Below are 25,360 nucleotides of genomic sequence, written 5' to 3'. Positions count from 1 at the left end.
CGTCACACACTCCCGGCGTTCCCGTCGCCGGTGACCACCGGACGTCCCGCCTCGACCCAGCTGAGCATGCCACCGGAGACGTTGACCGGTTCGAAGCCGTTACGGGCCAGGTACTGAGCGACGCGCTGCGAACGGCCGCCCGCATGGCACACCACGAACAACTGGGCTTCGGTGTCGATCTCGGCCATGCGGGCCGGAACCTCACCCATCGGGATGTGCTGCGCGCCGGGCGCGTGCCCACGCTGCCACTCGTCGTCTTCGCGCACATCGAGGAGCACCACGGTGTCGTCGAACGTCGTGGGCACATCACCGATAGCTGCCTGGGGCACCGTTGCGTCGTCCATACCTCTCATGCTGACACGGGTCGAGTAGCCCGAACGATGGACCTCACCGGCGCGTCGACCGGGGGCAGCAATGTGCACGCTATCCACAGTTTCCACAGATTCATCCACAGGCCGAGTTCCCGGCCTCACCCGCTGTGAGCCGCCCAGTCGGGGCGGCGGCGACAGTTTTCTGTGGACAAGTCCGGCCCGCGAGGCGCATGTGATCAACAGGGCTGGGCGAATGCGAGCGAAATCGCTCGCTACGCTAACTATTCGCTACGCTGGCGCTCAGCAGTCTGTGCCCGATTTCTCAGCAGCGAACAGCTGGGGTTATGATCGGCGTCACACGAGTCGCATGTGACAGATCTCACTGGGGGAGGTATTACAGCGTGCAGGTGAAGGACCACTGATGGCGTCGTCGACCGGCTCAGGCCCCGCGTTCCGGCCATCCGAATGGCAATCGGCATCGCGCGTCTACACCCGCAGTCAGCTGATGGCCTTCCTGCGTGCGGGCATCATCGCGCTGATCCTGCTCGGCGTCCTCGCGCTGATCGTCCTGTACTGACCCTGCTCCCTCAGTGCCGTCGCTCGCCCGGTGCACGAGCCGTCCAGATCACCAGGTAGGACCCCGCTGCGGACACCCAGCCCAGTTCGTGTGAGTCGACCGCACCGCGCGCGTCGGGATTGTCGGACCGGAACTCGAAGATTGTTCTGCGGCCGTCGCCGTAGACCGCCGAGACCCGTTTGACCAGCCAGCGGGTGGACCGGCGAGGGTCGCGGAACAACCGCAGCTGCCCCACCTTCGGAGCGCCGAGGCGCACCGCCACCAATCCGTCGCCGGGCTGCAGAGCCGGGCGCATCGAGTCCTCGGCGACGACGAAACGGCGCAGCGGCCAGCCGGATCCCCTGGGACCCCACCCATGGTTTCGCCGCATGCCGTAAGGGTAAGTTAGGACCATGCTGCATCGACTTTTCGCCAACTCAGAACCCGCCCATGCCCACTGCGATCTGTACTGCGGCGTCTATGACCCCGCGCAGGCCAAGATCGAGGCGCTGTCATGCCTCAAAACGCTGCAGAAGTACCACGACTCGGATGACGACCACTTCAAGACGCGCGCCATCCTCATCAAGGAGCAGCGCGCTGAAGAGGTCAAGCACCACCTGATGGTGCTGTGGGCCGACTTCTTCACCAAGGATCACTTCGAGCAGTTCCCCAACCTGCACCAGCTGTTCTGGGACGGCGTGCACGGTGCCGGCGACGTCAAGAAGTCGCTGGACGTGGCTGTCGCCGAGAAGCTGCTCGCCACCATCGACGAGATCGCCGACATCTTCTGGCAGACGGAGAAGGCCAAGGGAATGGGCGTCTACCCGCCCGCCTGACCACGTATCCGTCCACTCGGGCATCAGGGACCCGGCGCAGTCTTCGGACTGGGCCGGGTCCGTTGTTTCCGGCGTGTTTGCGCCCCCTTCGGTCGGCGTTAGCAGTCGTGTCCTCTTGCGTGCCAGCCAGGACCTGCCGCATCCTGAGCTCATCGACCCACAGGCGTGTCGGGCGACAGCTCTGCGATGCCGGGAGGCGAGATGGATTTCGGGTCCGGGCGGGCGATCGAGATCGCCCCGTTTCATTCGCGCGGGTCTCTCAAGGGTTTCGTGGTGTCCGGGCGGTGGCCGGACTCGACCAAGGAGTGGGCGCAGCTCCTGATGGCGGCGGTGCGGGTTGCCTCCTTACCCGGGCTGCTCTCCACCACAACGATTTTCGGGGTGCGAGAAGAACTCCCCGAAGAACCCGAACCTGGCACCGTCGGGCTGGTCCTCGCCGAGGGCACCGTGGTCGGCGATGCCGCGGTGGGCCCGGGCCATTTCGCCCAGCGTCAGCCGCCGGCGTTGATGATGCTGCATCCGCCATCGGAGACGACCCCCTCGCTGCCGGAGTGCAACGGCGCCGCCTCGGGGTGCGTGCTGCTGCCGGGGCTGCCTCATCTGGGTCTGGAGCACCGTGCGGCGTGGGTCGAGGCCGAGTCGGACGGCACGGTCACATCGATGGTCAGCCGCGTCGGCGTCGACCCCATCAGCCACCCCGACACCGCCATCCTCGCGATGCTGCTCGCCGCCTGAGGGCGCACGGCACCCCGGTTCCCGGGTGCGTCGTCGTGTCCTCGTTCGTCCTCCCCCGTACTCCCGGGACAGCACAATTGTGGCCGCCGACGGCGTCGCCACCGGCGATGCCACTGGCTACTGACAGTTTCCGCACCTGCGCGACATCTCCGTGCGCCCACAGTTACGCCTGCGACATGGCGTGAAGCCACGGTGCCGGGAGCCCGATCAGGCGATGTAGAACAAATGACCAGCAAACTTTACGCTTCGTGCGAGTCCGATCCGTGACCGTTGCCGGCGGAAACAGCGGGGCCCACGTCGAGGACGAGTGTGAAATTGGCGGGCGACTAATAGCTACGCTCCCGTTAGTATTTGCTTAACAGCACTGTAGACACGCGGTGCGAAGTGCACGCGGCGGCACCGCTCGGGGAGGCCGGAACGGGGTCGCGGTGCGAGCCCGGTTATCTTTTGCCTGGTTTGCACTTGGTTGTGCAGACAACTGTCGCTACGATGATCAGCAAATACGCCGCCCCGATGTACCGCTCGTCTTTCTGTGGAGGTCACACCCATGAGCAACACGTTCGCCGCTCGCCTCAATCGGCTGTTCGACACCGTCTACCCGCCCGGACGTGGCCCGCACACCTCTGCCGAGGTGATCGCAGCGCTCAAGGCCGAGGGCGTCACCATGTCTGCGCCCTACCTGTCGCAGCTGCGTTCCGGCAACCGAACCAACCCGTCTGCGACGACGATGACGGCGCTTGCCAACTTCTTCCGGATCAAGCCCGCCTACTTCACTGACGACGAGTACTACGAGAAGCTCGACAAGGAGCTCACGCTGCTCGCCGGGATGCGGGACGAAGGGGTTCGCCGAATCGCGGCCCGCACGGTCGGGTTGTCCGCCGAAGCCAAGCAGGACATCGTGCAAAAGGTCGACGAACTGCGTCGCCGGGAGAACCTCACCGATTAGCCTGTCGGCGGTGCCGAGGGAGTTATCGGCGAACCGCGGCTCACTGCGGTGCCGACTGCCGTTCGGAACCTCCTTCTCCGCGGGCGCACTGCCGGTACTGGTCGGCGATCTCGAGGATCCACTCCCGGTCGGAGTACGAAGGCGGCTGGCGTAACCACGCGAGACCCGGAAACGCCGCACGCCCGGCGTCCGTCTCGCCGTCGCGACCCGCGCAGATCCAGGAAGCGACCGCCGCGGCCTGCTCGCCCGGTGACACGTGCGGGGAATCCTCGGAGTCGTCGGGGCCACCGTTGTCGTCACGAGGTTCGCTGTCGTCGCGAGGTTCGTCGGGGTCGGCCGCCGAGCCCACGCTGTCGACCCGGCGCAACGCGCTTCGCGCAGCCGTGGCCTCCAGGAACAGCGCGTCAGAGATCAGCGACATCCGCTCGGCGACCCGGAACACCAGCGGACCGCGGGGCCGTACCCCGATTCCGACGTCGGGATGGCGGCGGCCCAGTTCGTCGAGCAACGGCCCGATGACACGCAACTCCCGGCGAGCCCCGAACCAGTCCTCCAGGCTGGGCAACAGCGAGCCCGCGGCGACCACCAGCATCGCGCAGCCCAGCAGGGTGGCCGCCGCACCGACGCCGACCAGGCCGGTGGTGCCGACCGCGCGCAGGACGAAGAACGCCAGGGCCAGCGCGATCAGCACTATTCCGACGGTGAAGACGAACAGGGCGCGACCGCGCCGGGTGCGGTTGGAATGCCGCAGCCCGGCCCACACCACCAGGCTCAAGGCGAGCAGGACATACAGCAGCGGCAACAACCACGGCAGGGCGGTGCCGTCCGAGCCGAGGTTCCGTCGCAGGTATTCCTGCGGCGCCATCTCGGGTTGGCGGCCCGCGGCGAAGAACACCGCCAAACTGACCACGGCGATGACCGCGGCCACGCCGTATTGGGCGAGCGCGATCTTGCGGATGGCGGCCGCACTGCGAACCGACGACACCGACGTGATCATCACGCAACTACCCGCGGCACAGCCGATCAACGCGACCTGACTCAGGCCGACGGAGATGTTGGGCCAGCGCAGCACGGTGTCGATCAACAGCGTCAGTGGCGGCCAGTTCAGGGCCGCGACGGCGCCGAGGCTGCCCAGCGCAACGATCATCGCCGTACTCACCAGCGACTGCTTGTTGACCAGCGCCCAGCCGATACGCAGGCCGGTGGCCAGTCCGAGCAGACCGGCGATCACCCAGATGATCAACCAAACGCCTCTCCGAGGCGCACCTGGACGATCGAAGACCGGTCCGACGGCAGTCGGCCCAGCCGATAGATCAGCAGCGCGGCGAAGTCCTCGGCCTCCTGCTCGGCGTCCTCGCCACTGGGCCCCATACAGCCGGTGCGCTGGTTGAGCATGTACCCGATCAGGTCCGACGTCGCAAGCTCGGTGCTCTCCTGCGCCGCCTGGGTGATCGAGATCCCCTCATGCCCGAGCACCAGGTGCCCCAGTTCGTGGGCGAGGGTGCGGTCCCAGGCGGGTAGTCCGCGCTGGATCAGGAAGACGTCGTGATCGCTGTACTGGCGCCACTGGCCACAGACGCCGGGCGGCAGATCGGCGTGTGCGATGTCGATCGTGCGGCCGCGGCTGTCGCTGACGGCCTCCACGAGTCGCGTCAGCGAGACCTCACCATGGCGCGGCGCCAGTGCGAGCACGTCATTGACCGCGCGGGTCACCACACGACTCGCTGGCATGCGTTCCCCTCTCCCTCGTCGGCCCTGCTCCGTTCAGCGGCCCGGCTGGTTCATGAACCGTGCCACCCCACTGGGCCGCACCACATGCCCCGCCTTGGCCTGCCGGTACCCTACTAATCCTCCCGCCCCGGTGAGTACGAGAAGGCCCGCCAGACCCGGCAGTGCCAGCGCCGCGATCTGCGAAACACCGGCGGTGCGCAGGTACTCCGCATATCCCACGCGATAGGACGTCGCCGGCATCGTGACGTTGCTGCCCGCCGAGGCCGGCAGAGGTTGCCGGGCGCGGGGTGGCGCAGCGGTCGCCTGCCGCGGCGCCGCGGGCAGCCCCGCGACGCCGCCACCGGCGCCTGCACCGGCGGCCGCTGGTCCCGCCACCGGCGCGGGTCCCGCAGCGACGGGCGCTGGAACGATCAGTGGCATGTTCACCGGCGCCCCGGCCGCCGGGATCCCCACCCCCGGCACCACATCCAACACATCCGGGTCAGGCGGTTCCTGGATCGGCGGCACCACTTCGGGCGGTTGTGCGCCACCGAGAGGCGGCCGCACCACCGGCGGGCTCATCGGCGCGCCCCCGCCGTAACTTCCGTCCGAGCCGGTCGAGTCTTCGACGGGTTCCTCGGGGTCGGGCTGCGGCCACGGCCACGGCCAGCCGCCGTGTCCGCAGTCGTCGTCGTCAGCGCAGCAGGGCGGGCGGGGGCCGGCGTCCTCGTCCTCCTTGCCGATCGAGCCTTCCTTGTCGATCGAGCCTTCCTTGTCGATCGGGCCCGCCTCACCCTCGTCGGCCTCGGCCTCCACGTCCGGCGCATCCGCGGCGTCCTGCCCATCGGGATCGTCGAAGGCGACCGGGTCGTTCTCGTCGTCCGGCCCGGTCTGGACGTCCGGGTCGGTCTGGTCGTCCCCGTCGGCGCGAACGTCGCGGTCCCTCGAGTCGGCGGCGCCGCCGCTGTCGTTCGCGCGGCCACCGTCCGTCGGCGACGCGGCGCCCCGATCCCCGGACTCCTCGCCGGCCGACGAGCCCGGGTCGGCCGAGGCGGTCGCCGCCGCGGGTACACCCACGACCAGCCCAGAGGCCACCAGGCAGGCTGCCGCCGCGACGCGCGTACGCGAACCCACCTCGTCACCACCCCTTGAGGCATGGCGCCCCGTCCGACCCGATGATGTGTCGATTCTCGCACAATCACCTCAGCCGGTTTGCTGAGAACGGCATTCCGTCCGGGGGTCGGGGCGCGGACACGCCCGGCTGCGCTGACCGCTAGGGTTGGTCGTTGTCACCGTCGGTTCGGTGGCGACGACGTGCCGATGACATGACGGGAGGCCGCTGGGATGGGTCTGTTCACGCGACGTAAATCCCGCGCCACCCGAAGGGCGGAAGCCCGGGCGATCAAGGCCAAGGCCAAGCTCGAAGCCAGACTGTCGGCGAAGAACGACGTCCGCCGCTTCAAGGCCGAGCAGAAGGCGCAGGCGCGCGCCCTCAAGGCTCAGCTCCGCGCCCAGCGCGAGAGCGACCGCGCTGCGCTCAAGGTTGCCGAGACCGAGCTCAAAGCGGTTCGGGAGGGCAAACTGCTCTCGCCGACGAAAATTCGCCGAGCGCTGACCGTCTCACGTTTGCTGGCGCCGATCCTGGTTCCGCTCGCCTACCGGGCATCCATCGCGGCGCGAGGCCTGATCGACGAACGCCGCGCCGACCGACTGGGAGTGCCGCTCACCCAACTCGGGCAGTTCTCCGGTCACGGCGCGCAGCTGTCGGCCCGAATCGCCGGCGCCGAACAGTCGCTGCGAACCCTGACGGAGAAGAAGCCCAAGGACGCCGAGACCAAGCAGTTCGTCGCGGCGATCACCGAACGCCTCAACGATCTGGCGGCCGCGGTGACCGCGGCCGAGCGCATGCCGACCGCCCGGCGTCGCGCCGCGCACGCCTCGATCACCGAACAGCTCGACGGCATCGACGCCGACCTGATGGCCCGCCTGGGTGTGGGCTGAGGCCGGTGACCCGCCTGTTCGGACTGGCGGCCGTCGCGACTCTCGCGTTCGGCCTGTCTGCCATCGCGTTGACCTCGGCCGGCCCTGCGTGGTCGCACGCCACGCTGGTCTCCAGCAGTCCCGCCGACGGTGAGCAGGTCTCGGTGCCGCCGTCGAGGGTGAGCGCGACGTTCAACGAGCCGATGCAGACCCAGTTCGCGGCCATGACGCTCATCGGCCCCGACGGCCTCCAGTACGGCGCCGGTGAGCCCACCGTCGAGGGCACCGTGATCAGTGTCGCGGTGCGCCCCGGGGGACCCGCGGGTGACTACACCGCGAACTACCGGGCGACGTCCGCCGACGGGCATGTCGTGTCGGGATCCTGGACCTTCCGGGTGTTGGCCGCGGCGCCGACCACGGACGATCCCGCACCCACCGCGACCACCGCACCCCCGGACACCGCCGCACCCACCGACACCTCCGGGGACGGCGGGACCCCGGTGTGGCCGTTCGTCGCGATCGCGACGGCGGTCGTGGCCGCCGGCGCACTCTGGGCGGTCCGGCGCCAGTCGTAACCCCGGCGCTGGCATGATGGGGTCCACTGCCGCGTGCCTACACACTCGAAGGAGCAGCGACATGGCAGATCAGCCGGATCCGCCCGACGACACCCCGGACGCCGTGCCGCCAGTTCAGCCACCCGCCGCCGAGAAGGCCGACCCGGCGAAGAAGACGCCGGCCAAGAAGGCTCCGGCGAAGAAAGCCGCCGCGAAGAAGACGCCGGCCAAGAAGACCCCCGCCAAGAAAGCACCGGCGAAGAAAGCCGCGGCCAAGAAGACTGCGCCGGCCGACAAGGCGCCGTCCGCGCCGGCGATCGCGAAGACCAACGGCGATCTTGCCTCGGCCGCCAAAGCGGCCGCCGCGCAAGCCAAGTCGACCGTGGCCAGCGCCAGCGACGCCGTGTCCAACCCACCGGCGCCCCAGCCCGACCGTGATGATTCGCCGGTGAAGCCGATCGCGGCGGCGTTGATCACCGGCCTGTTGGCGGTGGTGGTGGTGCTTTGGGTGGCGCGGCGCGGCGGAGATGACTGAAATACTGTCGCGGTGACATCGACACCGCGCCCGCAACCGCGTCCCACCGCCGACCTCGTCGACGACATCGGTCCGGAAGTGCGCAGCTGTGACCTGCAGATGTTCCAGTACGGTGGCCGGCCGCAATTCGCCGGGCCGATCACCACGGTGCGCTGTTTCGAGGACAACGCTCTGCTCAAGTCGGTGCTGTCGGAGCCCGGGGACGGCGGGGTGCTGGTCATCGACGGCGACGGCTCGTTGCACACCGCGCTGGTCGGCGACGTGATCGCCGACCTCGGCCGCTCCAACGGGTGGTCGGGTCTGATCATCAACGGCGCGGTCCGGGATGCCTCGACGCTGCGCACCCTCGACATCGGCATCAAGGCGCTGGGCACCAATCCCCGCAAGAGCACCAAAACCGGCGCGGGCGTGCGTGACGAGGCCGTCGAGTTCGGCGGGGTCGTCTTCGCTCCCGGCGATGTCGCCTACAGCGACGACGACGGGATCGTGGTGGTGGCGCCGGACTGAGCCGACGCCACCGGATCGATCACGCAGACGTCGAGTTCACCGGAGCGCGATGCCGGGAGAAGGCCAGCGCCTCGTCGTCGACCTTGCCGCGCCGGATCAGCTGCAGATCGAGCAGGTAGTTCTGCTTGAGCCGCCACGGTGCCCGGGAGCCGGACTTGGGCAGGTAGTCCAGCGCGCGCAGCACGTAGCCCGGCGTGAAGTCCATCAGCGGGCGCTCGTCGACGCTGTTGCCGGGGTGGGTGGGTTCGACGGTGTCGTATCCGTGGTCGTCCATGTAGTTGATGACGCGGCAGAAGAACTCCGACACCAGGTCGGCCTTGAGAGTCCACGACGCGTTGGTGTAGCCGATGGTGAACGCCATGTTCGGCATCCCGGTCAGCATCATGCCCTTGTAGGCCATCGTGTCGTTCAGTTCGATCGGCTCGCCGTTGCGCGAGATGGTCGCGCCGCCGAACAGCTGCAGATTCAGGCCGGTGGCGGTGACGATGATGTCGGCGTCGATGTGCTCGCCCGAGTTCAGCTGGATGCCGGTCTCGGTGAAGCGCTCGATGGTGTCGGTGACGACGTCGGCCTTGCCGGAGCGGATCGTCTTGAACAGGTCGCCGTTGGGCGCCAGGCACAGCCGCTCGTCCCACGGGTTGTAGCTGGGACCGAAGTGCTTGTCGACGTCGTAGCCCTCGGGCAGGCGCCGCTGCGCCATCGTCATCAGCGTCTTGCGCATGAAGTTCGGGAACCGGCGCGCAAGCTGATACTGGGCGGACTGGAACACGATGCTCTTCCACCGGTTGACGACGTAGGCCGCCTTGGTGGGCAGGGTCTTGTTCATCCGCACCGTGAACGGGTCAACGTCCGGCAGCGCGCCGATGTAGGTAGGTGAGCGCTGCAGCATGGTGACGTGTCCCGCGCCGGAATCGGCGAGAGCCGGGATGAGCGTGACGGCGGTGGCGCCGCTGCCGATCACCACGACCCGCTTGCCGCGGTAGTCGAGGTCCTCGGGCCAGTGCTGCGGATGCACGATCGTGCCCGCGAAGTCGTCGGATCCGGCGAACTCCGGTGAGTAGCCCTGCTCGTAGTTGTAGTAGCCGCTGCAGGCCATCAGGTAGGCGCAGGAGATCTCGATCTGCTCGCCGTCGCGGTCCACCCGCACCGTCCACCGACCCTCGGCGTCGCTCCAGTCGGCGGACAGCACGTTCTGGCGGTACCGGATGTGCTTGTCGATGCCGTACTCGGCGACCGTCTCCTCGAGGTAGGCCATGATCGACGGTCCGTCGGCGATGGCTTTCTCCGAGGTCCACGGCTTGAAGCGGAAGCCGAGGGTGAACATGTCGGAGTCCGACCGGATACCGGGGTATTTGAACAGATCCCAGGTTCCGCCCAGATTCTCCCTGCGTTCGAGGATCACGTAGCTCTTGTCGGGACAACGGTCCTGCAGATGCCAGGCGGCGCTGATACCGGAGATCCCGGCTCCGACGATGACGACGTCGACAAATTCGGTCATGGCGTCAAGCTATCAACAGGGTGTCGACCCGGTCAACACCCTGTTGATTATCTCGACACCGTGTAAAGTCTCGCTCGTGACCGTCAGCCCGAGCCGCCCCGCGCGCGCCCGCCGTGCCGCGCGCCCGTCCGGCGACGACCGCGAACTCGCCATCCTGGAGACCGCCGAACGTCTGCTCGAAGACCGGTCGCTGGCCGAGATCTCCGTCGACGACCTGGCCAGAGGTGCGGGCATCTCCCGACCGACCTTCTACTTCTACTTTCCGTCCAAGGACGCGGTGCTGCTGACACTGCTCGAACGGGTGATCGCCGAGGCCGACGCCGCGCTGGAGCGGCTGATCGCCGAGCGACCGGCCGACCGGCGGGCAATCTGGCGCCACGGCATCGCGGCGTTCTTCCAGACGTTCGGCGCCCACCGCGCGGTGTGCGCGGCGACCGTGGCCGTGAAATCGGCGCATTCCGAGGCCCGCGAGCTGTGGGCGACGTCGATGCAGCGCTGGATCGACCACATCGCCGCGGTCATCGAGGCCGAACGCGCCGCCGGCGCGGCGCCGGTGACCGTGCCCGCCGTGGAGCTGTCGACCGCGTTGAACCTGATGAACGAGTCGGTGATGACGGCGACTTTCGCCGGGCACCAGCCGGCCATCGCCGATCACCGTGTCCTGGACAACCTGGTGCACATCTGGACGACGAGCATCTACGGCCAGGCCGGCTGACCTGTCGGTGGCCGATGCGAACATGTGTTCGTGTCGACTTCCGGCTCGGCCACCATCCTGCACGCTGACCTCGACTCCTTCTATGCGTCGGTGGAGCAGCGCGATGACCCGTCGCTGCGCGGGCGGCCGGTGATCGTCGGCGGCGGTGTGGTGCTGGCCGCCAGCTACGAGGCCAAGGCCTACGGCGTGCGCACCGCGATGGGTGGCGGCCAGGCCCGCGCTCTGTGCCCCCACGCGATCGTCGTCCCGCCGCGGATGTCGGCGTACTCGCAGGCCAGTGCCGCGGTCTTCGAGGTGTTCCACGACACCAGCCCGATCGTGGAGGCGCTGTCCGTCGACGAGGCATTCCTCGACGTGTCGGGGTTGCGACGCGTCTCCGGCACCCCGGTGCAGATCGGGGCGCGGCTGCGCGAGCGGGTGCGCGAGGAGGTGGGCCTGCCGATCACCGTCGGTATCGCGCGCACCAAGTTCCTCGCCAAGGTCGCCAGCCAGGAGGCCAAACCCGACGGGCTGCTGATGGTGCCGCCGGACCGCGAACTCGCCTTCTTGCACCCGCTGCCGGTGCGCCGGCTCTGGGGCGTCGGCGCCAAGACGGCCGACAAACTCCGCACGCATGGGGTCGAGACCGTCTCCGACGTCGCCGAACTCAGCGAGACAGCGTTGACGGCACTGCTCGGTCCGGCGATGGGCAGGCAGCTGTTCGGGTTGTCCCGCAACATCGACCGGCGCCGCGTCGTCACCGGCCACCGGCGGCGCTCGGTCGGGGCTCAGCGGGCCCTGGGAAGAGCCGGCAGCGCAATGTCACCCGAGCAGGTCGACGCGGTCGTGGTGAACCTCGTCGACCGGATCACCCGGCGGATGCGCGCGGCGGGGCGCTCGGGGCGAACGGTCGTGCTGCGGTTGCGGTTCGACGACTTCGGCCGCGCCACGCGGTCACGCACGTTGCCGAGGTCGACGGCATCTACCGACGTGATCCTCTCTGCGGCAAGGGATCTGGTCATCCAGGCGGCTCCGGTCGTCAGTGAGCGGGGCCTGACACTGATCGGCTTCGCGGTGTGCAACATCGACCGCGAGGGTGCGGAACAGCTGGAGCTGCCGTTCGAAAAAGGTTGTGACACGTACACGATCGACTCTGCGGTCGACCTGGTTCGCCAGCGCTACGGCAACGCGGCACTCACCCGCGGGGTGCTGCTCGGCCGCGACGCGGGATGGGAGATGCCGCACCTCCCGGATTGACACCTCAGCGCGCAGCCCACTCCAGTAACGCATCGGCCGGCCACGTGTTGACGATGCGCTCGGCCGGCAGTCCGGCATCGAGGGCCCGCTGGGCACCGTAGCCCAGGAAGTCCAACTGACCGGGTGCATGGGAATCGGTGTCGATGGCGAAGACACACCCGATGTCCATGGCCAGCGTCAACAGCCGGGTCGGCGGATCGCGGCGTTCGGGACGGGAGTTGATCTCCACCGCGGTGCCGTGGTCGCGGCACGCGGTGAAGACCTTTTCGGCGTCGAACTGCGACTCCGGGCGCATTCCACGACCTCCGGTCACGAGCCGTCCGGTGCAGTGTCCGAGCACGTCGGTGTGGGGATTGGCCACCGCCTTGAGCATGCGGCGCGTCATCGCCGCCGCGTCCATCGCCAACTTGGAGTGCACGCTGGCGACCACCACGTCGAGACGCTCGAGCAGCGCAGGCTCTTGGTCGAGCGAGCCGTCCTCGAGGATGTCGACCTCGATGCCGGTCAGGATCCGCATCGGCGCGACGAGCTCACGAACCTCGTCGATGACGTCGAGTTGCTCACGCAGTCGGTCGGCGGACAGCCCGTTGGCGATTCGCAGGCGCGGCGAGTGGTCGGTCAGCGCACAGTATTCGTGCCCCAGGTCGCGCGCGGCGAGCATCATCTCCTCGATGGGCGCCGAGCCGTCCGACCAGTTGGAATGTACGTGGAGGTCGCCGCGCAGGGCCGCCCGCAGAGCGCCGCCGCCGAGATCCTCGGCCGAGTCTTTGAGCTCGATCAACACGTCGGGTTCACGCCCCGACCACGCCTGCGCGATGACGGCGGCGGTCTTGGGCCCGATCTTCGGCAGGCTCTGCCAGCTGTTGGACTTTCCGTGCGTGGCGCGCTGCTCGTCGGTGAGCGCCTCGACGACATCGGCTGCGTTGCGGTAGGCCATCACGCGCCGGGGATCCTCGCGCGCACGGTCCTTGTAATAGGCGATCTGTCTCAGCGCGGTGACCGGATCCATGACCTCAGTGTGCCCCGGACCCGGTCCGCCGCGCGTCGATCAGTTGCCGCTGTCGCCGGGGGTGCCACCCAGCGCTGCGCCGCAGGCCGCCGGATAGGTGGCTTCCGCGGGCACACCGGTGGCGTTCATGACCTGAGCGATCTCCGATTCGCCGATCGGCGAATCCATGTTGTACTGCCCGTTGCCGTCCACGTCGACACCGTGCTCGACGACGGTCAGATCCGCCAGGTGCGCGATGGTGCCGTCAGGCAGTTGTTCGGCGGTCAGGGTCCGGTCGTAGACCACCTGTCCGGTGTCATCGGCGACCGGGAACCTGTCCAGAGCCAGCGCGCTGTTCGAGTCGGTGGCGCCCTCGGTGGTCAGCGAGATGAAGATCGGTCCGTACGCTGCGGATCCGTCCACTGCCGAGAGCAAGCCGTCACCGTTGCGGTCCCTGCTCAGATCCTCCGCGGGTCCCGGGCACACGAAGTCCCGCCCCTCGGCATTGCCGTGGATGTGCTGGGCATGGGGCTGGTTCGGAAGCATGCCGGACGCGTTGACCTGCACGCGCAGGCTGCCGTCCGGGTTGGGGGTCAGCGTGGCGGTGCCGGTCACGTCGGTTCCGTTGAGCGGAAGCAGCGGGATGACGGTGGGCACCGCAGGAGGTGGTGGCGGCTCCTGCGCCGTCGCGGTGCCGGCACCGGCCAGCGGGAGCGCCGCGGCCGCCGCCGCGGCGAAGATTGCCTTGGATCGCATTACTGTCCTCCTCGTTCGGGTCGCTCCATCTCCAGATGGGTGCCATCAGGACTGCTACCCGGTGTGCCAGCTGACAAACAGCGGGGAGGTCAGCGCGGGGGTTGCCAGTGCGGATCCCGGCCGGTCAACGCCACCACCCGGGTGAGCGCCGGGGCGTCATCGGCGACGGGCCGCGGTGCGTCGAACAGACCTTCGACAGGGTCTTCGGCGAACGAGGCGACGTGCGGCAGGATCGCTGCGAGCAGCGCCGGCGGCACGTCGTACGCCAGACGGGCAGCGCGCGCGAGATCCCACCCGTGCACGACCACTTCGGTGAGCGCGATCAAGCCACAGACCTCAGCGGGGAAATCGATCCCGGCTGCCCGGGTCGTGCCGGTCCACGCCGCCGGGTCGGCCCACGATGCGCCCAGCGCGGCGAGTCGGCCCGGATAGCTCGTCCGCCAGTCGGCGTCGAGTGCGGCGTCGGGGGTCGGCCCGGTGTCGGTCAGCTCGCCGAACTGCTTGCCGGCCGCAGCGGTGAAGGCGAGGGACAGTCCGCCGAGGTGCGCGAGAAGCGCGGCGATGTCCATGTCGCGGCACGGGGTGGGATCGCTGAGCCGTCCGTCGTCGAGGGCCGTGAGAAGGCCGGCGGTGGTGAGGCACGCGGGGGTCATGTCGATCATGGCCGTACAGACCGGCCGGGCGCGGCGTTCTCATCGGTCTGCCAGTTCGCGGTTCTACAGTCGCAGGGGTGAGATTCGCCTTCAAGACATCCCCGCAGAACACCACGTGGCCGGACATGCTGGCGGTGTGGCAGGCCGCCGACGACATCGACGTCTTCGAGTCGGGCTGGACGTTCGACCACTTCTACCCGATCTTCTCCGATCCCACCGGCCCCTGCCTGGAGGGGTGGGTGACCCTGACCGCGCTGGCCCAAGCGACGACGCGGCTGCGCGTCGGGGTGCTCGTCACCGGAATCCACTACCGGCATCCTGCGGTGCTGGCCAACATGGCCTCGACATTGGACATCGTGTCCGGTGGGCGCCTCGAACTCGGGATCGGCGCCGGCTGGAACGAGGAGGAGTCCGGCGCCTACGGCATCGCGCTGGGTACGGTCAAAGAGCGCTTCGACCGTTTCGAGGAGGCCTGTGAGGTGCTGACCGGGTTGCTGTCGCAGGAAACGACGAGCTTCGACGGCGCGTTCTACCGGCTCACCGAGGCGCGTAACGAACCCAAGGGCCCACAGCGGCCTCATCCGCCGATCTGTATCGGCGGCAACGGCGAGAAGCGCACCCTGCGGATCACCGCCCGGTACGCCGACCACTGGAACTTCGTGGGAGGGCCGCCGGAGGAGTTCGCCCGCAAGCGCGAGGTGCTCGCCGCGCACTGCGCCGACATCGGCCGTGATCCGGAGGACATCATGCTGTCGGCCCATGTGCGGCTCAACCCGGAGCGCGATTACGACCGGGTCATCGATGAGGCCGCGGCGCTCGGCGCCGAGGGCCTGGACATGGCGATCGTGTACCTGCCCCCGCCGTACGATCCGGCAGTACTGGAACCGTTGGCGGAAAGGATCCGGGAATCGGGTCTGGCCAGCAAAGACGGCTGACGGTCACGAAAATATAACAGTTCGGCAAATAGCGGATCACCCGCCCCGCCGGCCCCGTTCCGAGCCGGCGCGGGGTTCGCTAGATGCCGTAGCGAAGGAGCTCGTCGGCGGTGACCAGCCGCTCGGCCTTCGCAGGAAATTCGCGGCTCTTGACGGGGTGACGGAACAATAACCAGGCAATTCGACTTACCCGCGACCGGGTAATCTGGTTGATGTACACGGTGACCACTCCTGCGGTGTGCAATAGCTGACCCGGGGAGCCACCTTACCGCAGCGCCCTCACCAAGTCATTAGATACCCAGGGGCTGGCAAACTCTCGGAAACACGCCGATTAATGATCGGATGTTTTTCAAGAGGCAGAAGTGACGGATGTGACTCGATTCAGCCGCTGACACGCCGAGATTGCGCGGAGGGTTGCGCGGCCCGCTCGACCACAACCACCCACGCAATCTCGCGCTGGGAGAGCTACCCAGCGCTCATCGCTGCGGAGCGGTGGTGGGTTTGATCGGCGCCGGCAGCGCCGTGTGGCCCACCAGGTAGCGGTCCACCGCGGCGGCCGCCGCGCGCCCCTCGGCGATCGCCCACACGATCAGCGACTGACCGCGGCCCATGTCGCCTGCCACGTACACCCCCGGCACCGATGTCGCGAACGCGTCGTCCCGGCTCACATTGCCGCGATCGGTGAACTCCACACCCAGATCGTTGAGCAGACCCGGCCGCTCCGGACCGGTGAAGCCCATCGCCAGCAGCACGAGATCGGCCTCCAGCACGAAGTCGGTGCCCTCGATCTTCTCGAACTTGCCGGCGTTCATCTTCACCTCGTGGGCCCGCAGGCCGGTCACGTGGCCGTCCTCTCCGATGAACTCCTCGGTGTTCACCGAATAGACGCGGTCGCCGCCTTCCTCGTGCGCGGACGTCACGCGGTACATCAGCGGATAGGTCGGCCACGGAGTGGAGTCAGCGCGGCTCTCCGGCGGTCGCGGCATGATCTCGAACTGGTGCACATGCGTGGCGCCCTGGCGATGCGCGGTGCCCAGGCAGTCGGCGCCGGTGTCGCCACCGCCGATGATGACCACCTTCTTGCCCTTGGCGGTGATCGGCGGCTCACCGTCGTCACCCTTGACGTCATCGCCCGCGGCAAAGCGGTTGGCCCACGGCAGGTATTCCATCGCCTGGTGGATGCCCGCCAGGTCGCGGCCCGGAATCGGCAGATCCCGACGTGCGGTCGCACCGCCGGCCAGCACCACCGCGTCGAACTCCTTGCGCAGCTGCTGGGCGGTGATGTCGACACCGACGTTGACCCCGGCACGGAACTCGGTGCCCTCTGCGCGCATCTGCTCCAGACGGCGGTCGACGTGACGCTTCTCCATCTTGAATTCGGGGATGCCGTACCGCAGCAGCCCGCCGATGCGGTCGTCCCGCTCGAACACGGTGACCGTGTGCCCGGCACGGGTGAGCTGCTGAGCGGCGGCCAACCCGGCCGGCCCGGAACCGACGACGGCAACGGTCTTGCCCGTCAGCCGATCCGGCGGCAGCGGCACCACCCACCCCTCGGCGAAGGCGTTGTCGATGATCTCGACCTCGATCTGCTTGATCGTGACCGGATCCTGATTGATGCCCAGCACGCACGAACCCTCACACGGCGCCGGGCACAGCCGGCCGGTGAACTCGGGGAAGTTGTTGGTCGCGTGCAGCCGCTCGATGGCGTCGCGCCAACGGCCGGTGCGCACCTGGTCGTTCCATTCCGGGATCAGGTTTCCCAACGGGCAGCCGTTGTGGCAGAACGGGATACCGCAATCCATACAGCGGGTGGCCTGCTCGGTGAGCGTGTCGTGGGAGAAGTCCTCGTAGACCTCTTTCCAGTCACGCAGCCGCAGATCCACGGGGCGCCGCTGCGGCGTCTCCCGATGGGTGTACTTGAGAAAACCGCGGGGATCAGGCACCGGCGGCCGCCATGATCGCTTCGTCGACATCTTTGCCACTGCTCTGCGCGTCGGCGATCGCCTGCAACACCCGCTTGTAGTCGCGCGGCATCACCTTTGTGAAGTGCGCCATCTCGTTCTCCCAATCAGCCAGAATGCGTTGCCCCACCGCGGAATCGGTGGCATCGACATGGGCGGTGATCATGCCGTGGACGTACTCGGCGTCCTCCGGCCCCAATTCCTCGAGCAGCACCATCTCCGCGTTGAGGTTGTCACCCAACACGTCGTGCGGATCGTGGACGAAGGTGATTCCGCCGGACATGCCCGCAGCGAAGTTGCGCCCCGTCGGCCCGAGGATGATCACCCGTCCGCCGGTCATGTACTCACAGCCGTGGTCTCCGACGCCTTCGACCACCGCGTGCGCCCCGGAGTTGCGCACCGCGAACCGCTCGCCGACCTGACCGCGCAGGAACATCTGCCCTTCGGTCGCACCGAACAGAGCGACGTTGCCGGCGATGATGTTGTCCTCGGCGACATAGGATTCCGGGGCGTCCTCCGGCGGGCGCACCACGATCCGTCCACCCGACAGGCCCTTGCCGATGTAGTCGTTGGCATCGCCGTAGACCCGCAGCGTGATGCCCTTGGGCAGGAACGCACCGAAGCTGTTGCCCGCCGAACCGTCGAATGTGATGTCGATGGTTCCGTCGGGAAGCCCTTGCCCGCCATAGGCCTTCGTCACCTCATGGCCGAGCATCGTGCCCACGGTGCGGTTGACGTTGGCGATCTTGGTCGAGAAACGGACCGGGGAGCCGCTGTCGAGCGCTTCCCGGCTCTGCACGATCAACTGCTGGTCCAGCGCCTTGTCCAGCCCGTGGTCCTGCCGCGAACTGCAGTACAGATCCTGGTTCATGAACGCCGACTCGGGCTCGTGCAGCACGGGCGCCAGATCCAGCTTGTGCGCCTTCCAATGCGCGGCGGCCTGAGTGGTGTCCAGCGAGCCGACCTGCCCCACCATCTCGTTGACGGTGCGGAAGCCCAACTGCGCCATCAGTTCCCGGACCTCTTCGGCGATGAACATGAAGAAGTTCTCGACGAACTCGGGCTTGCCCATGAAGCGCTGGCGCAGCACCGGATTCTGGGTGGCGACGCCGACCGGGCAGGTGTCGAGGTGGCAGACCCGCATCATGATGCAGCCGGACACCACCAGCGGCGCGGTCGCGAAGCCGAACTCCTCGGCGCCGAGCAGCGCACCGACGACGACGTCGCGGCCGGTCTTGAGCTGACCGTCGACCTGCACCACGATCCGATCCCGGAGCCCGTTGAGCAGCAGTGTCTGCTGGGTCTCGGCCAGGCCGAGCTCCCAGGGCGCGCCCGCGTGCTTCATCGACGTCAGCGGCGTGGCGCCGGTGCCGCCGTCGTGCCCGGAGATCAGCACCACGTCGGCGTGCGCCTTGGACACCCCGGCCGCGACCGTGCCGACTCCGTTCTCGCTGACCAACTTGACGTGGATACGGGCGGACGGGTTGGCGTTCTTCAGATCGTGGATCAGCTGCGCCAGGTCCTCGATCGAGTAGATGTCATGGTGCGGCGGCGGCGAGATCAAGCCCACGCCGGGGGTGGAGTGCCGCACCTCGGCCACCCAGGGATACACCTTGTGGCCCGGAAGCTGGCCGCCCTCACCCGGTTTGGCGCCTTGGGCCATCTTGATCTGGATGTCGGTGCAGTTGGTCAGGTAGTGGCTGGTCACCCCGAACCGGCCCGACGCGACCTGCTTGATCGCGCTACGGCGCCAGTCGCCGTTCTCGTCGGGATCGAAGCGGGTGACGGATTCACCACCCTCACCGGAGTTCGACCGGCCGCCGAGACGGTTCATCGCGATCGCCAGCGTCTCGTGCGCCTCGGCGGAGATGGAGCCGTAGCTCATCGCCCCCGTGGAGAACCGCTTGACGATCTCGCTCGCCGGTTCCACCTCTTCCAGCGGAACCGGTGGGCGCACCCCGTCGCGGAACTTCAGCAGACCGCGCAGCGAGGCGATGCGCTCACTCTGGTCGTCGACCAGGCGGGTGTACTCCTTGAAGACCTCGTACTGGCCCGTGCGGGTCGAATGCTGCAGTTTGAAGACGGTCTCGGGGTTGAACAGGTGATACTCGCCCTCGCGGCGCCACTGGTACTCACCGCCCACCTCGAGCTCGCGGTGCGCCCACTCGTCGGGCCGGTCCAGGTAGGCCAGCGAATGCCGGGCCGCGACGTCGTCGGCGATGTCGTCGAGATCGATCCCGCCCACCGGGCAGGCCAGGCCGGTGAAGTAGTCGTCCAGCAGAGGCTGGCTGATCCCGATGGCCTGGAAGAGCTGGGCGCCGGTGTAGGAGGCGAGGGTCGAGATGCCCATCTTGGACATCACCTTGAGCACACCCTTGCCGGCGGCCTTGACGTAATTGGCTTTGGCCTGATCACTGCTGATTCCGGTGATCACCCCGCGGTCGACCATGTCCTCGATGGACTCGAAGGCCATGTAGGGGTTGATCGCGGCCGCACCGAAGCCGACCAGGCAGGCCATGTGGTGCACCTCGCGGGCGTCACCGGCCTCGACGACCAGACCCACCTTGGTCCTGGTGCGCTCACGCACCAGATGGTGGTGCACGGCCGACACCGACAGCAGCGACGGGATCGGTGCCATCTGCTCGTTGGACTCGCGGTCGGAGAGCACGATGATGCGGGCACCCTCGCGAATGGCCGTCGACACCTTGGCACGGACGTTGTCCAGCGCTTCCTTGAGCCCCTGACCGCCGCGGTTCACCGGGTAGAGGCACCGGATCACCGCCGCACGCATGCCGTGCTTGTGGCCGCGGATCTCGTGGTCGGGATCGACGCAGATCAGCTTCGACAGCTCGGCGTTGCGCAGGATCGGCTGCTGCAACACGATCTGGCGGCACGAGTCGGCGGTCGGGTTGAGCAGGTCGCCCTCCGGACCGACGGTGCCCTGCAGGCTGGTGACCACCTCTTCGCGGATCGCGTCCAGCGGCGGGTTGGTCACCTGGGCGAACATCTGCTGGAAGTAGTCGTAGAGCATCCGCGGCCGGGCCGACAGCACCGCGATCGGCGTGTCGGTGCCCATCGAACCCAGCGCCTCGGCACCGGTGCGCGCCATCGGCGCCACCAGCAGGTTGAGCTCCTCGTAGGTGTAGCCGAACACCTGTTGGCGCAGCACCACGCGGTGGTGGGGCATGCGCACGTAGTCGCCCTGCGGCAGTTCGTCGAGATCGAACAGGCCCGCGTCCAGCCACTCCTGGTAAGGCTGCTCGGCGGCGAGCTCGTTCTTGATCTCCTCGTCGGAGACGATGCGCCCCTGCGCGGTGTCGACGAGGAACATCCGGCCCGGCTGCAACCGCATCTTCTTGACCACGGTGGCGGGGTCGAGGTCCAGGACGCCGGCTTCGGACGCCATGACCACCAGGCCGTCGTTGGTGACCCAGATGCGCGACGGGCGCAGCCCGTTGCGGTCGAGGACGGCGCCGATGACGGTGCCGTCGGTGAAGCACACCGAGGCGGGTCCGTCCCACGGCTCCATCAGCGAGGCGTGGTAGCGGTAGAACGCCCGTTGCGCCGGGTCCATCGACTCGTGGTGTTCCCAGGCCTCGGGGATCATCATCAGCACCGCGTGCGGCAGGCTGCGCCCGCCGAGGTGCAGCAATTCGAGCACCTCGTCGAAGCGCGCGGTGTCCGACGCCCCGGGGGTGCACACGGGCACCACCTGGTCGAGGTCCTGGCCCGCTCCGAACACGTCGGTCTTGATCAGCGCTTCCCGCGCCCGCATCCAGTTCTCGTTGCCGGTGACGGTGTTGATCTCACCGTTGTGGGCGACCCGCCGGAACGGGTGGGCCAGCGGCCACGAGGGGAAGGTGTTGGTGGAGAACCGCGAGTGCACGATGCCCAGCGCGCTGGTGAGTCGCTCATCCTGCAGGTCCAGGTAGAACGCCTTGAGCTGCGGCGTGGTCAGCATGCCCTTGAAGACGAAGGTCTGCCCCGACAGGCTGGGGAAGTACACGGTCTCGCGGCCCGGGCCATCCTGGCCGGGCCCCTTGGTGCCGAGCTCGTGCTCGGCGCGTTTGCGCACCACATACGCGCGGCGCTCCAGCTCCATGCCACTGGCGCCGGCCAGGAAGACCTGACGGAACGTCGGCATCGCGTCGCGCGCCAGTGCGCCCAGCGAGGAGTCGTCGGTCGGCACGTCTCGCCAGCCCAGCACCTCGAGGCCCTCGGCCTCGGCGATCTTGCCGACGGACTCACAGGCTGCCGCCGCGTCCTTCGACGACTGCGGCAGGAACGCGATGCCGGTGGCGTAGCTGCCGGGCTCGGGCAGCTCGAAGTCGCAGACAGCCCGACAGAACTCGTCGGGAACCTGCAGCAAGATGCCCGCACCGTCACCGGTGTGCGGCTCGGCGCCCTGGGCGCCGCGGTGTTCCAGGTTCAGAAGCGCGGTGATGGCCTTCTCGACGATGTCGCGGCTCCGTCGGCCGTGCATATCGGCCACCATCGCCACGCCACACGCGTCATGCTCGAACGCGGGGTTGTACAGCCCCTGAGCGTTGGGCGCCATTCCCACCTACCTTTTTCCATGCACACGCCGGGTCACGGCGCGCTACTGACGGCAATCGTCGACGAGGGCGTTAGCCGGTCTGGCGATTGAGGCACCTTCGTGCAGCACTGAACGACGGCCCTTTTCCCACTCGCCACAAGTGTTGAAAACGATATGACAAAGGGCCCCTGACATGCCAACTTAGTGCGACCTAACAAGTTTTGCCCGGCAATCTGCGGCACCGGCGCCGAGCCCTGCCGATCACGGATGAATAACGTTGCCCCGGAGGTCATTTGACGACGGCCCCGGCGCCCGACCGGCAAACCCGGCGGTTCGGCCGAAACCGACCATCGGAAGAAACCGTTTGCTGGAGCACGAGCATCGCTTTCTGTAGTGCGATGACACCATTGTCATACTTTGCGCGGACGCCGGACAGATTCTTAGAGAATTGACACCAGGATGCAGGCAAACGTTTTCCGGCCCCTCAGACGGCCAAAAACCATCGCCACCAGCCGAACCCGCTGCCGTTCAACGGTTCTGCCGATGCACCCGCAAGCCTACCGAGCTCATCGGCCACCTCCTGCCGACGTCGACGTGATCTGCCTTTCACTTTACCCGCCGGGGGTATACAGCGACGCGAGTGGCGCGTCAGGCTGCAGCAATGGCCTACCCGCCCAACACCCCACTCGGCCGCTTCGGCATCGAGACGCTCGAGCAGGGGCCCGAACGCTGCGTGGCCACGGTGCCGGCGGCGCCCCTGGTCAACCCGCTGACCCACACACCCACCGTCGCCACGCTGGCCCTGCTGGTCGACCACCTCGGCGGCCTGATCAACCACTGCCGGCGCGGGCCGGGCCAGTGGACGGTCAGCAGCGAGTTGTCGCTGGAGGTGGTCCCGGACGCGGTGGACGTCCTCGCCGCCTCAGCCGGCGCCCCGGTGCTGGGCGTGTCGCGCCCGCTGGGCCGTCGCGACAATGACGCGCTGGGGCTGTGTGAGTTGAGTTCCGAAGGCCACGCGCTCGCGACGGCGACCGTGCGGTCGTTCTACATCGCGGCGCCGGACACCGTCGCGCAGGACTGGCCCAGCGACTCCGCCGGCGTCCCTGCCGGGCCCACTCTGCGTGAGTTGATGACCCTGGATGTCGGCGAAACCGGGGGTGCGGCAACGGTTCTGCTGCAGGGCGAGGATCCGGCGCTGAACAACCTCGTCGGCGTGGTGCACGGCGGAATCTCGTCGATGGGTCTGGAACTGGCGGCGTCTGCCGAGGTGAACCGGGACGCCGAAGGTGAGCCGTATCGCACCGCGTCGCTGCGGGTCAACTTCCTGCGCCCGTTCCACAGTGGCGCGCAGGCGCGCTATGTGGCCGACCGCCTGCATCGTGGGCGCAGCACCGGGGTGGCCGAGGCCAGGGCGGTGGGCAGCGACGGTCGGGTGGCGATGCTCGGCCGGCTGACGGCCTACCGCTGACCGCCGCTGCCCCTAGGAGTCAGGACTTCTTCGCCTTGCTGGCGGCGGACTTCTCGGTCGAGGTGCCCTCGTTCACCAGCTCACCACCGGAGTTCTCCAGGTGGGCACGGACGAACCACTGGAACTTCTCCAGCTCGCCGGCGTGGGCGATGAGCATGTCCTGGGACACCAGATCGAGCTCCTCGAGCTGCTCGATCGACTTGCGGGTGTCCTCGATGACGCCGGTGTACACCAGGTCGAGAGCGGCCAGATGGGCCTGCACGGTGTCCCGGTTGACCGAGTAGTCGTCCCAGGTGCGGTCGTTGATGATCGCTCCGGGAGTGCCCTTGGGCGACGTGCCGAGAGCGGCGATCCGCTCGGCGGCCTCGTCGGCGTATCCACGGACCAGCTCGACCTGGGGGTCGATCATCTCGTGCACGCCGATGAAATTCGGGCCCACCACGTTCCAGTGCACGTGCTTGAGGGTCAGGTGCAGGTCGTTGTACCTGCTGAGAGCCTTCTGGAGCAGCTCGGCGACTTCTGCGCCCTGCTTGTCAGTCATTCCGGGAACGGTGAATGTAGTCATTTCAGCTCCTTCGTTCGTCGGCCGACGTGTACCCGAGCGCCTGGGCCGGTAATCGCCTCCGGTCCCATGTCACATTTCGGCCAGATTCGGGATCGGCATCCGTGGCCCGAAGCGGGCGTACACGGCCAGCCCGCTGGCGCCGAGCAGACGCACGGCGCGGTGCCGATGCGGGCGCATGGGTTCCAGCAGCTCGACCATCTGCGCGTCGTCGATCGGGCGCCCGAGCAGGCTGCGCCCCACCACGGTGGCCAGGTGGTAGTCACCCACCGACAGCGCGTCGGGGTCTCCGAATGCCCGCTGGGCGGTTTCGGCCGCGGTCCACTCCCCCACCCCGGGCAGGGACATCAGCGCGCGGCGGGCAGCCGCTGCCGGTCGGTCGACCAGCCGCTCCAGCGCATCGGCGCGCTGGGCGCACCCCACCACCGTCCGCGCCCGCCCGGGGTCGACGTTGGCGCGGTGGAACTCCCACGACGGGATGCGACGCCAGACGTCCGCGGCCGGCGGCACCCGCAGACGTGACGGCGCCGGCCCCGGGGCGGGGGCGCCGTACCGCGTCACCAGCCGGCGCCACGCCGCGAAGGCATCCTTACCGGCCACCCGTTGCTCGATCACCGCCGGGATCAGCGCCTCGAGTACCCGCCCGGTGCGGCCGAGCCGCAGGTGCGGCACCCGGCGCAGCGCCGCGGCGATGGTGGGCTCGGTGGGCTCGAAGCCGGACGCGTCGTCGTCGGCTCCGAGCAGTGCCGGCAGCGTGTCCGTGAACTCGACGGCCCCCGGCCCCCACGCCTCGCAGTCGACGGTGTCGACCGCTGCGCGCCGGATGCGTGCGGTCACGGGTCCGGTGCGCATCAGGCTGGTGCGCCAGATCGAGCCGTCGACGTCGTCGTAGTAGCACGGGTCCCCGCCGCCGCGCCGCAGCGGACTCAGGGTCAGGCCGGGGCTGGCGGGGCCGGCGAACACCACGCTGGCCGAACTGCGCACCTCGTCAGCCTAGGAGCCGACTCCGACATCGGCCTTGTCCGGATAGAACGCGAGATGGCCGGCGATCGCGGCAACCGCCGGGTAGGGCGCCTCGTAGGTCCATACCGCGTCCTCGACGGTCTGCCCGTCCGCGGTGGCGAGGTGGTAGTAGCTGGCGTCGCCCTTGAACGGGCAGTACGTCGCGGTGTCACTGCACTTCAGGCGGCCCTGCACCACATCATCGAGCGGGATGTACTGCACAGCGGGGTAGCTGGCCTCGCGCAGTGTCAGCGCGGCATCGGTTTCGGCGACCACCTCGCCGTTCACCCGCACCACGACGTGTCTGCCGGTCGGCTCGACGGTGATGGGGTGGGCTTCGGTGGGCTCCAACACAGGTCGGTCGGTCATGACACCATTC

Annotated in this window: 27 protein-coding genes; 12 read left to right on the top strand and 15 right to left on the bottom strand. The window is 68.3% G+C overall.

Annotated features, from left to right (window positions below; genetic code table 11):
* Positions 1 to 2: 2 nt before the first annotated feature.
* On the bottom strand, positions 3 to 344 hold the full coding sequence (locus ACEWX3_RS01445) for a rhodanese-like domain-containing protein (RefSeq protein ID WP_207068645.1): 342 nt from the start codon (positions 342 to 344) through the stop codon (positions 3 to 5).
* 388 nt (positions 345 to 732) lie between these two features.
* Between ACEWX3_RS01445 and ACEWX3_RS01440 the strand changes: the two genes are divergently transcribed.
* Positions 733 to 888, top strand: a complete 156-nt coding sequence (locus ACEWX3_RS01440) for a hypothetical protein (protein ID WP_170311186.1) — start codon at positions 733 to 735, stop codon at positions 886 to 888.
* A gap of 10 nt (positions 889 to 898) precedes the next feature.
* Here the strand turns inward: ACEWX3_RS01440 and ACEWX3_RS01435 are convergent, their stop codons facing one another.
* On the bottom strand, positions 899 to 1,258 hold the full coding sequence (locus tag ACEWX3_RS01435; protein ID WP_221358908.1) for a S26 family signal peptidase: 360 nt from the start codon (positions 1,256 to 1,258) through the stop codon (positions 899 to 901).
* A 22-nt stretch (positions 1,259 to 1,280) separates the two neighbouring features.
* Here ACEWX3_RS01435 and sodN point away from each other — a divergent pair, with 22 nt between their 5' ends.
* The 3 genes from sodN (at position 1,281) to ACEWX3_RS01420 (ending at position 3,384) form a co-directional block, all read left to right on the top strand.
* Positions 1,281 to 1,703: a superoxide dismutase, Ni gene (gene sodN, locus ACEWX3_RS01430; protein ID WP_207068644.1), complete on the top strand. Its 423-nt coding sequence runs from the start codon at positions 1,281 to 1,283 to the stop codon at positions 1,701 to 1,703.
* A gap of 201 nt (positions 1,704 to 1,904) precedes the next feature.
* Positions 1,905 to 2,438: a peptidase gene (locus ACEWX3_RS01425; RefSeq protein WP_152519180.1), complete on the top strand. Its 534-nt coding sequence runs from the start codon at positions 1,905 to 1,907 to the stop codon at positions 2,436 to 2,438.
* Positions 2,439 to 2,985: 547 nt separating this feature from the next.
* The gene (locus ACEWX3_RS01420; protein WP_152519182.1) at positions 2,986 to 3,384 is read left to right on the top strand and encodes a helix-turn-helix transcriptional regulator; all 399 of its coding nucleotides are present in this window, start codon (positions 2,986 to 2,988) and stop codon (positions 3,382 to 3,384) included.
* A gap of 40 nt (positions 3,385 to 3,424) precedes the next feature.
* Here the strand turns inward: ACEWX3_RS01420 and ACEWX3_RS01415 are convergent, their stop codons facing one another.
* From ACEWX3_RS01415 to ACEWX3_RS01405, 3 genes are read right to left on the bottom strand one after another with little or no spacing between them, the layout of a single operon-like run.
* On the bottom strand, positions 3,425 to 4,627 hold the full coding sequence (locus tag ACEWX3_RS01415) for a hypothetical protein (RefSeq protein WP_374158520.1): 1,203 nt from the start codon (positions 4,625 to 4,627) through the stop codon (positions 3,425 to 3,427).
* Positions 4,624 to 5,115, bottom strand: a complete 492-nt coding sequence (locus ACEWX3_RS01410; protein ID WP_152519184.1) for an ImmA/IrrE family metallo-endopeptidase — start codon at positions 5,113 to 5,115, stop codon at positions 4,624 to 4,626. The genes ACEWX3_RS01415 and ACEWX3_RS01410 overlap by 4 nt, the downstream gene beginning before the upstream one ends.
* Before the next feature lie 33 nt (positions 5,116 to 5,148).
* Positions 5,149 to 6,228, bottom strand: a complete 1,080-nt coding sequence (locus ACEWX3_RS01405) for a hypothetical protein (RefSeq protein WP_374158519.1) — start codon at positions 6,226 to 6,228, stop codon at positions 5,149 to 5,151.
* A gap of 210 nt (positions 6,229 to 6,438) precedes the next feature.
* Here ACEWX3_RS01405 and ACEWX3_RS01400 point away from each other — a divergent pair, with 210 nt between their 5' ends.
* The 4 genes from ACEWX3_RS01400 (at position 6,439) to rraA (ending at position 8,670) form a co-directional block, all read left to right on the top strand.
* Complete coding sequence (locus ACEWX3_RS01400; protein WP_207068641.1) at positions 6,439 to 7,095, top strand: DUF6474 family protein; 657 nt, start codon at positions 6,439 to 6,441, stop codon at positions 7,093 to 7,095.
* Positions 7,092 to 7,649 carry a copper resistance protein CopC gene (locus tag ACEWX3_RS01395; protein WP_374159989.1) on the top strand — a complete coding sequence of 186 codons (558 nt, stop codon included), beginning with the start codon at positions 7,092 to 7,094 and terminating at the stop codon, positions 7,647 to 7,649. Before ACEWX3_RS01400 ends, ACEWX3_RS01395 begins: the two co-directional genes overlap by 4 nt.
* A gap of 61 nt (positions 7,650 to 7,710) precedes the next feature.
* Complete coding sequence (locus ACEWX3_RS01390; protein ID WP_374158518.1) at positions 7,711 to 8,163, top strand: hypothetical protein; 453 nt, start codon at positions 7,711 to 7,713, stop codon at positions 8,161 to 8,163.
* A 12-nt stretch (positions 8,164 to 8,175) separates the two neighbouring features.
* Complete coding sequence (rraA, locus tag ACEWX3_RS01385; RefSeq protein WP_374158517.1) at positions 8,176 to 8,670, top strand: ribonuclease E activity regulator RraA; 495 nt, start codon at positions 8,176 to 8,178, stop codon at positions 8,668 to 8,670.
* Between the two features lie 19 nt (positions 8,671 to 8,689).
* On the opposite strand, the gene ACEWX3_RS01380 is transcribed toward rraA, so the two are convergent.
* Entirely contained in the window at positions 8,690 to 10,168 is a 1,479-nt protein-coding gene (locus tag ACEWX3_RS01380; protein ID WP_374158516.1) for a flavin-containing monooxygenase, read from the bottom strand.
* A 76-nt stretch (positions 10,169 to 10,244) separates the two neighbouring features.
* On the opposite strand from ACEWX3_RS01380, the gene ACEWX3_RS01375 reads away from it, so the two are divergent.
* Both ACEWX3_RS01375 and dinB read left to right on the top strand, forming a co-directional pair.
* Entirely contained in the window at positions 10,245 to 10,883 is a 639-nt protein-coding gene (locus ACEWX3_RS01375) for a TetR/AcrR family transcriptional regulator (protein ID WP_373889107.1), read from the top strand.
* Positions 10,884 to 10,907: 24 nt separating this feature from the next.
* Positions 10,908 to 12,119 (top strand): DNA polymerase IV, encoded by a 1,212-nt coding sequence (dinB, locus tag ACEWX3_RS01370; protein WP_374158515.1) that lies wholly within the window; start codon positions 10,908 to 10,910, stop codon positions 12,117 to 12,119.
* Between the two features lie 4 nt (positions 12,120 to 12,123).
* Here dinB and ACEWX3_RS01365 read toward each other — a convergent pair whose 3' ends face one another.
* The 3 genes from ACEWX3_RS01365 to ACEWX3_RS01355 form a co-directional block, all read right to left on the bottom strand.
* The gene (locus ACEWX3_RS01365) at positions 12,124 to 13,128 is read right to left on the bottom strand and encodes a PHP domain-containing protein (RefSeq protein WP_374158514.1); all 1,005 of its coding nucleotides are present in this window, start codon (positions 13,126 to 13,128) and stop codon (positions 12,124 to 12,126) included.
* Positions 13,129 to 13,167: 39 nt separating this feature from the next.
* Positions 13,168 to 13,863, bottom strand: a complete 696-nt coding sequence (locus ACEWX3_RS01360) for a hypothetical protein (RefSeq protein WP_374158513.1) — start codon at positions 13,861 to 13,863, stop codon at positions 13,168 to 13,170.
* 89 nt (positions 13,864 to 13,952) lie between these two features.
* Positions 13,953 to 14,525: a TIGR03086 family metal-binding protein gene (locus ACEWX3_RS01355; protein ID WP_374158512.1), complete on the bottom strand. Its 573-nt coding sequence runs from the start codon at positions 14,523 to 14,525 to the stop codon at positions 13,953 to 13,955.
* A 68-nt stretch (positions 14,526 to 14,593) separates the two neighbouring features.
* On the opposite strand from ACEWX3_RS01355, the gene ACEWX3_RS01350 reads away from it, so the two are divergent.
* Positions 14,594 to 15,451 (top strand): LLM class F420-dependent oxidoreductase, encoded by an 858-nt coding sequence (locus ACEWX3_RS01350; RefSeq protein WP_374158511.1) that lies wholly within the window; start codon positions 14,594 to 14,596, stop codon positions 15,449 to 15,451.
* Between the two features lie 79 nt (positions 15,452 to 15,530).
* Here the strand turns inward: ACEWX3_RS01350 and ACEWX3_RS01345 are convergent, their stop codons facing one another.
* The 3 genes from ACEWX3_RS01345 to gltB form a co-directional block, all read right to left on the bottom strand.
* Positions 15,531 to 15,671, bottom strand: coding sequence for a hypothetical protein (locus ACEWX3_RS01345; protein ID WP_207068631.1), 141 nt, complete (start codon positions 15,669 to 15,671; stop codon positions 15,531 to 15,533).
* 256 nt (positions 15,672 to 15,927) lie between these two features.
* On the bottom strand, positions 15,928 to 17,394 hold the full coding sequence (locus ACEWX3_RS01340; protein WP_207068630.1) for a glutamate synthase subunit beta: 1,467 nt from the start codon (positions 17,392 to 17,394) through the stop codon (positions 15,928 to 15,930).
* The gene (gene gltB / locus ACEWX3_RS01335) at positions 17,387 to 21,970 is read right to left on the bottom strand and encodes a glutamate synthase large subunit (protein ID WP_374158510.1); all 4,584 of its coding nucleotides are present in this window, start codon (positions 21,968 to 21,970) and stop codon (positions 17,387 to 17,389) included. The genes ACEWX3_RS01340 and gltB overlap by 8 nt, the downstream gene beginning before the upstream one ends.
* Positions 21,971 to 22,610: 640 nt before the next feature.
* Between gltB and ACEWX3_RS01330 the strand changes: the two genes are divergently transcribed.
* The gene (locus ACEWX3_RS01330) at positions 22,611 to 23,417 is read left to right on the top strand and encodes a PaaI family thioesterase (RefSeq protein WP_374158509.1); all 807 of its coding nucleotides are present in this window, start codon (positions 22,611 to 22,613) and stop codon (positions 23,415 to 23,417) included.
* A gap of 19 nt (positions 23,418 to 23,436) precedes the next feature.
* Here the strand turns inward: ACEWX3_RS01330 and ACEWX3_RS01325 are convergent, their stop codons facing one another.
* The 3 genes from ACEWX3_RS01325 to ACEWX3_RS01315 form a co-directional block, all read right to left on the bottom strand.
* A complete protein-coding gene (locus ACEWX3_RS01325) occupies positions 23,437 to 23,982 on the bottom strand; it encodes a Dps family protein (protein WP_207068627.1) in 546 nt (181 codons plus the stop codon).
* A 69-nt stretch (positions 23,983 to 24,051) separates the two neighbouring features.
* A complete protein-coding gene (locus ACEWX3_RS01320; protein ID WP_207068626.1) occupies positions 24,052 to 24,963 on the bottom strand; it encodes a DNA-3-methyladenine glycosylase in 912 nt (303 codons plus the stop codon).
* Between the two features lie 9 nt (positions 24,964 to 24,972).
* Positions 24,973 to 25,350 carry a DUF427 domain-containing protein gene (locus tag ACEWX3_RS01315; RefSeq protein ID WP_374158508.1) on the bottom strand — a complete coding sequence of 126 codons (378 nt, stop codon included), beginning with the start codon at positions 25,348 to 25,350 and terminating at the stop codon, positions 24,973 to 24,975.
* Positions 25,351 to 25,360: the final 10 nt, after the last annotated feature.

This window comes from Mycobacterium sp. G7A2 (assembly GCF_041902445.1).
In the GTDB taxonomy this organism is placed as follows: Bacteria; Actinomycetota; Actinomycetes; order Mycobacteriales; family Mycobacteriaceae; genus Mycobacterium.
The sequence above is the reverse complement of the archived record's forward strand: the minus strand, read 5'-3'. Positions and strand labels throughout refer to the sequence as shown.

Coding starts and splice junctions, on each gene's coding strand:
- ACEWX3_RS01325 (WP_207068627.1), bottom strand. CDS start 23,982: ATGACTACATTCACCGTTCCCGGAATGACTGACAAGCAGGGCGCAGAA.
- ACEWX3_RS01435 (WP_221358908.1), bottom strand. CDS start 1,258: ATGCGGCGAAACCATGGGTGGGGTCCCAGGGGATCCGGCTGGCCGCTG.
- sodN (WP_207068644.1), top strand. CDS start 1,281: ATGCTGCATCGACTTTTCGCCAACTCAGAACCCGCCCATGCCCACTGC.
- ACEWX3_RS01355 (WP_374158512.1), bottom strand. CDS start 14,525: ATGATCGACATGACCCCCGCGTGCCTCACCACCGCCGGCCTTCTCACG.
- ACEWX3_RS01365 (WP_374158514.1), bottom strand. CDS start 13,128: ATGGATCCGGTCACCGCGCTGAGACAGATCGCCTATTACAAGGACCGT.
- gltB (WP_374158510.1), bottom strand. CDS start 21,970: ATGGCGCCCAACGCTCAGGGGCTGTACAACCCCGCGTTCGAGCATGAC.
- ACEWX3_RS01330 (WP_374158509.1), top strand. CDS start 22,611: ATGGCCTACCCGCCCAACACCCCACTCGGCCGCTTCGGCATCGAGACG.
- ACEWX3_RS01440 (WP_170311186.1), top strand. CDS start 733: ATGGCGTCGTCGACCGGCTCAGGCCCCGCGTTCCGGCCATCCGAATGG.
- ACEWX3_RS01445 (WP_207068645.1), bottom strand. CDS start 344: ATGGACGACGCAACGGTGCCCCAGGCAGCTATCGGTGATGTGCCCACG.
- ACEWX3_RS01420 (WP_152519182.1), top strand. CDS start 2,986: ATGAGCAACACGTTCGCCGCTCGCCTCAATCGGCTGTTCGACACCGTC.
- ACEWX3_RS01425 (WP_152519180.1), top strand. CDS start 1,905: ATGGATTTCGGGTCCGGGCGGGCGATCGAGATCGCCCCGTTTCATTCG.
- ACEWX3_RS01315 (WP_374158508.1), bottom strand. CDS start 25,350: ATGACCGACCGACCTGTGTTGGAGCCCACCGAAGCCCACCCCATCACC.
- ACEWX3_RS01360 (WP_374158513.1), bottom strand. CDS start 13,863: ATGCGATCCAAGGCAATCTTCGCCGCGGCGGCGGCCGCGGCGCTCCCG.
- ACEWX3_RS01390 (WP_374158518.1), top strand. CDS start 7,711: ATGGCAGATCAGCCGGATCCGCCCGACGACACCCCGGACGCCGTGCCG.
- ACEWX3_RS01410 (WP_152519184.1), bottom strand. CDS start 5,115: ATGCCAGCGAGTCGTGTGGTGACCCGCGCGGTCAATGACGTGCTCGCA.
- ACEWX3_RS01400 (WP_207068641.1), top strand. CDS start 6,439: ATGGGTCTGTTCACGCGACGTAAATCCCGCGCCACCCGAAGGGCGGAA.
- ACEWX3_RS01380 (WP_374158516.1), bottom strand. CDS start 10,168: ATGACCGAATTTGTCGACGTCGTCATCGTCGGAGCCGGGATCTCCGGT.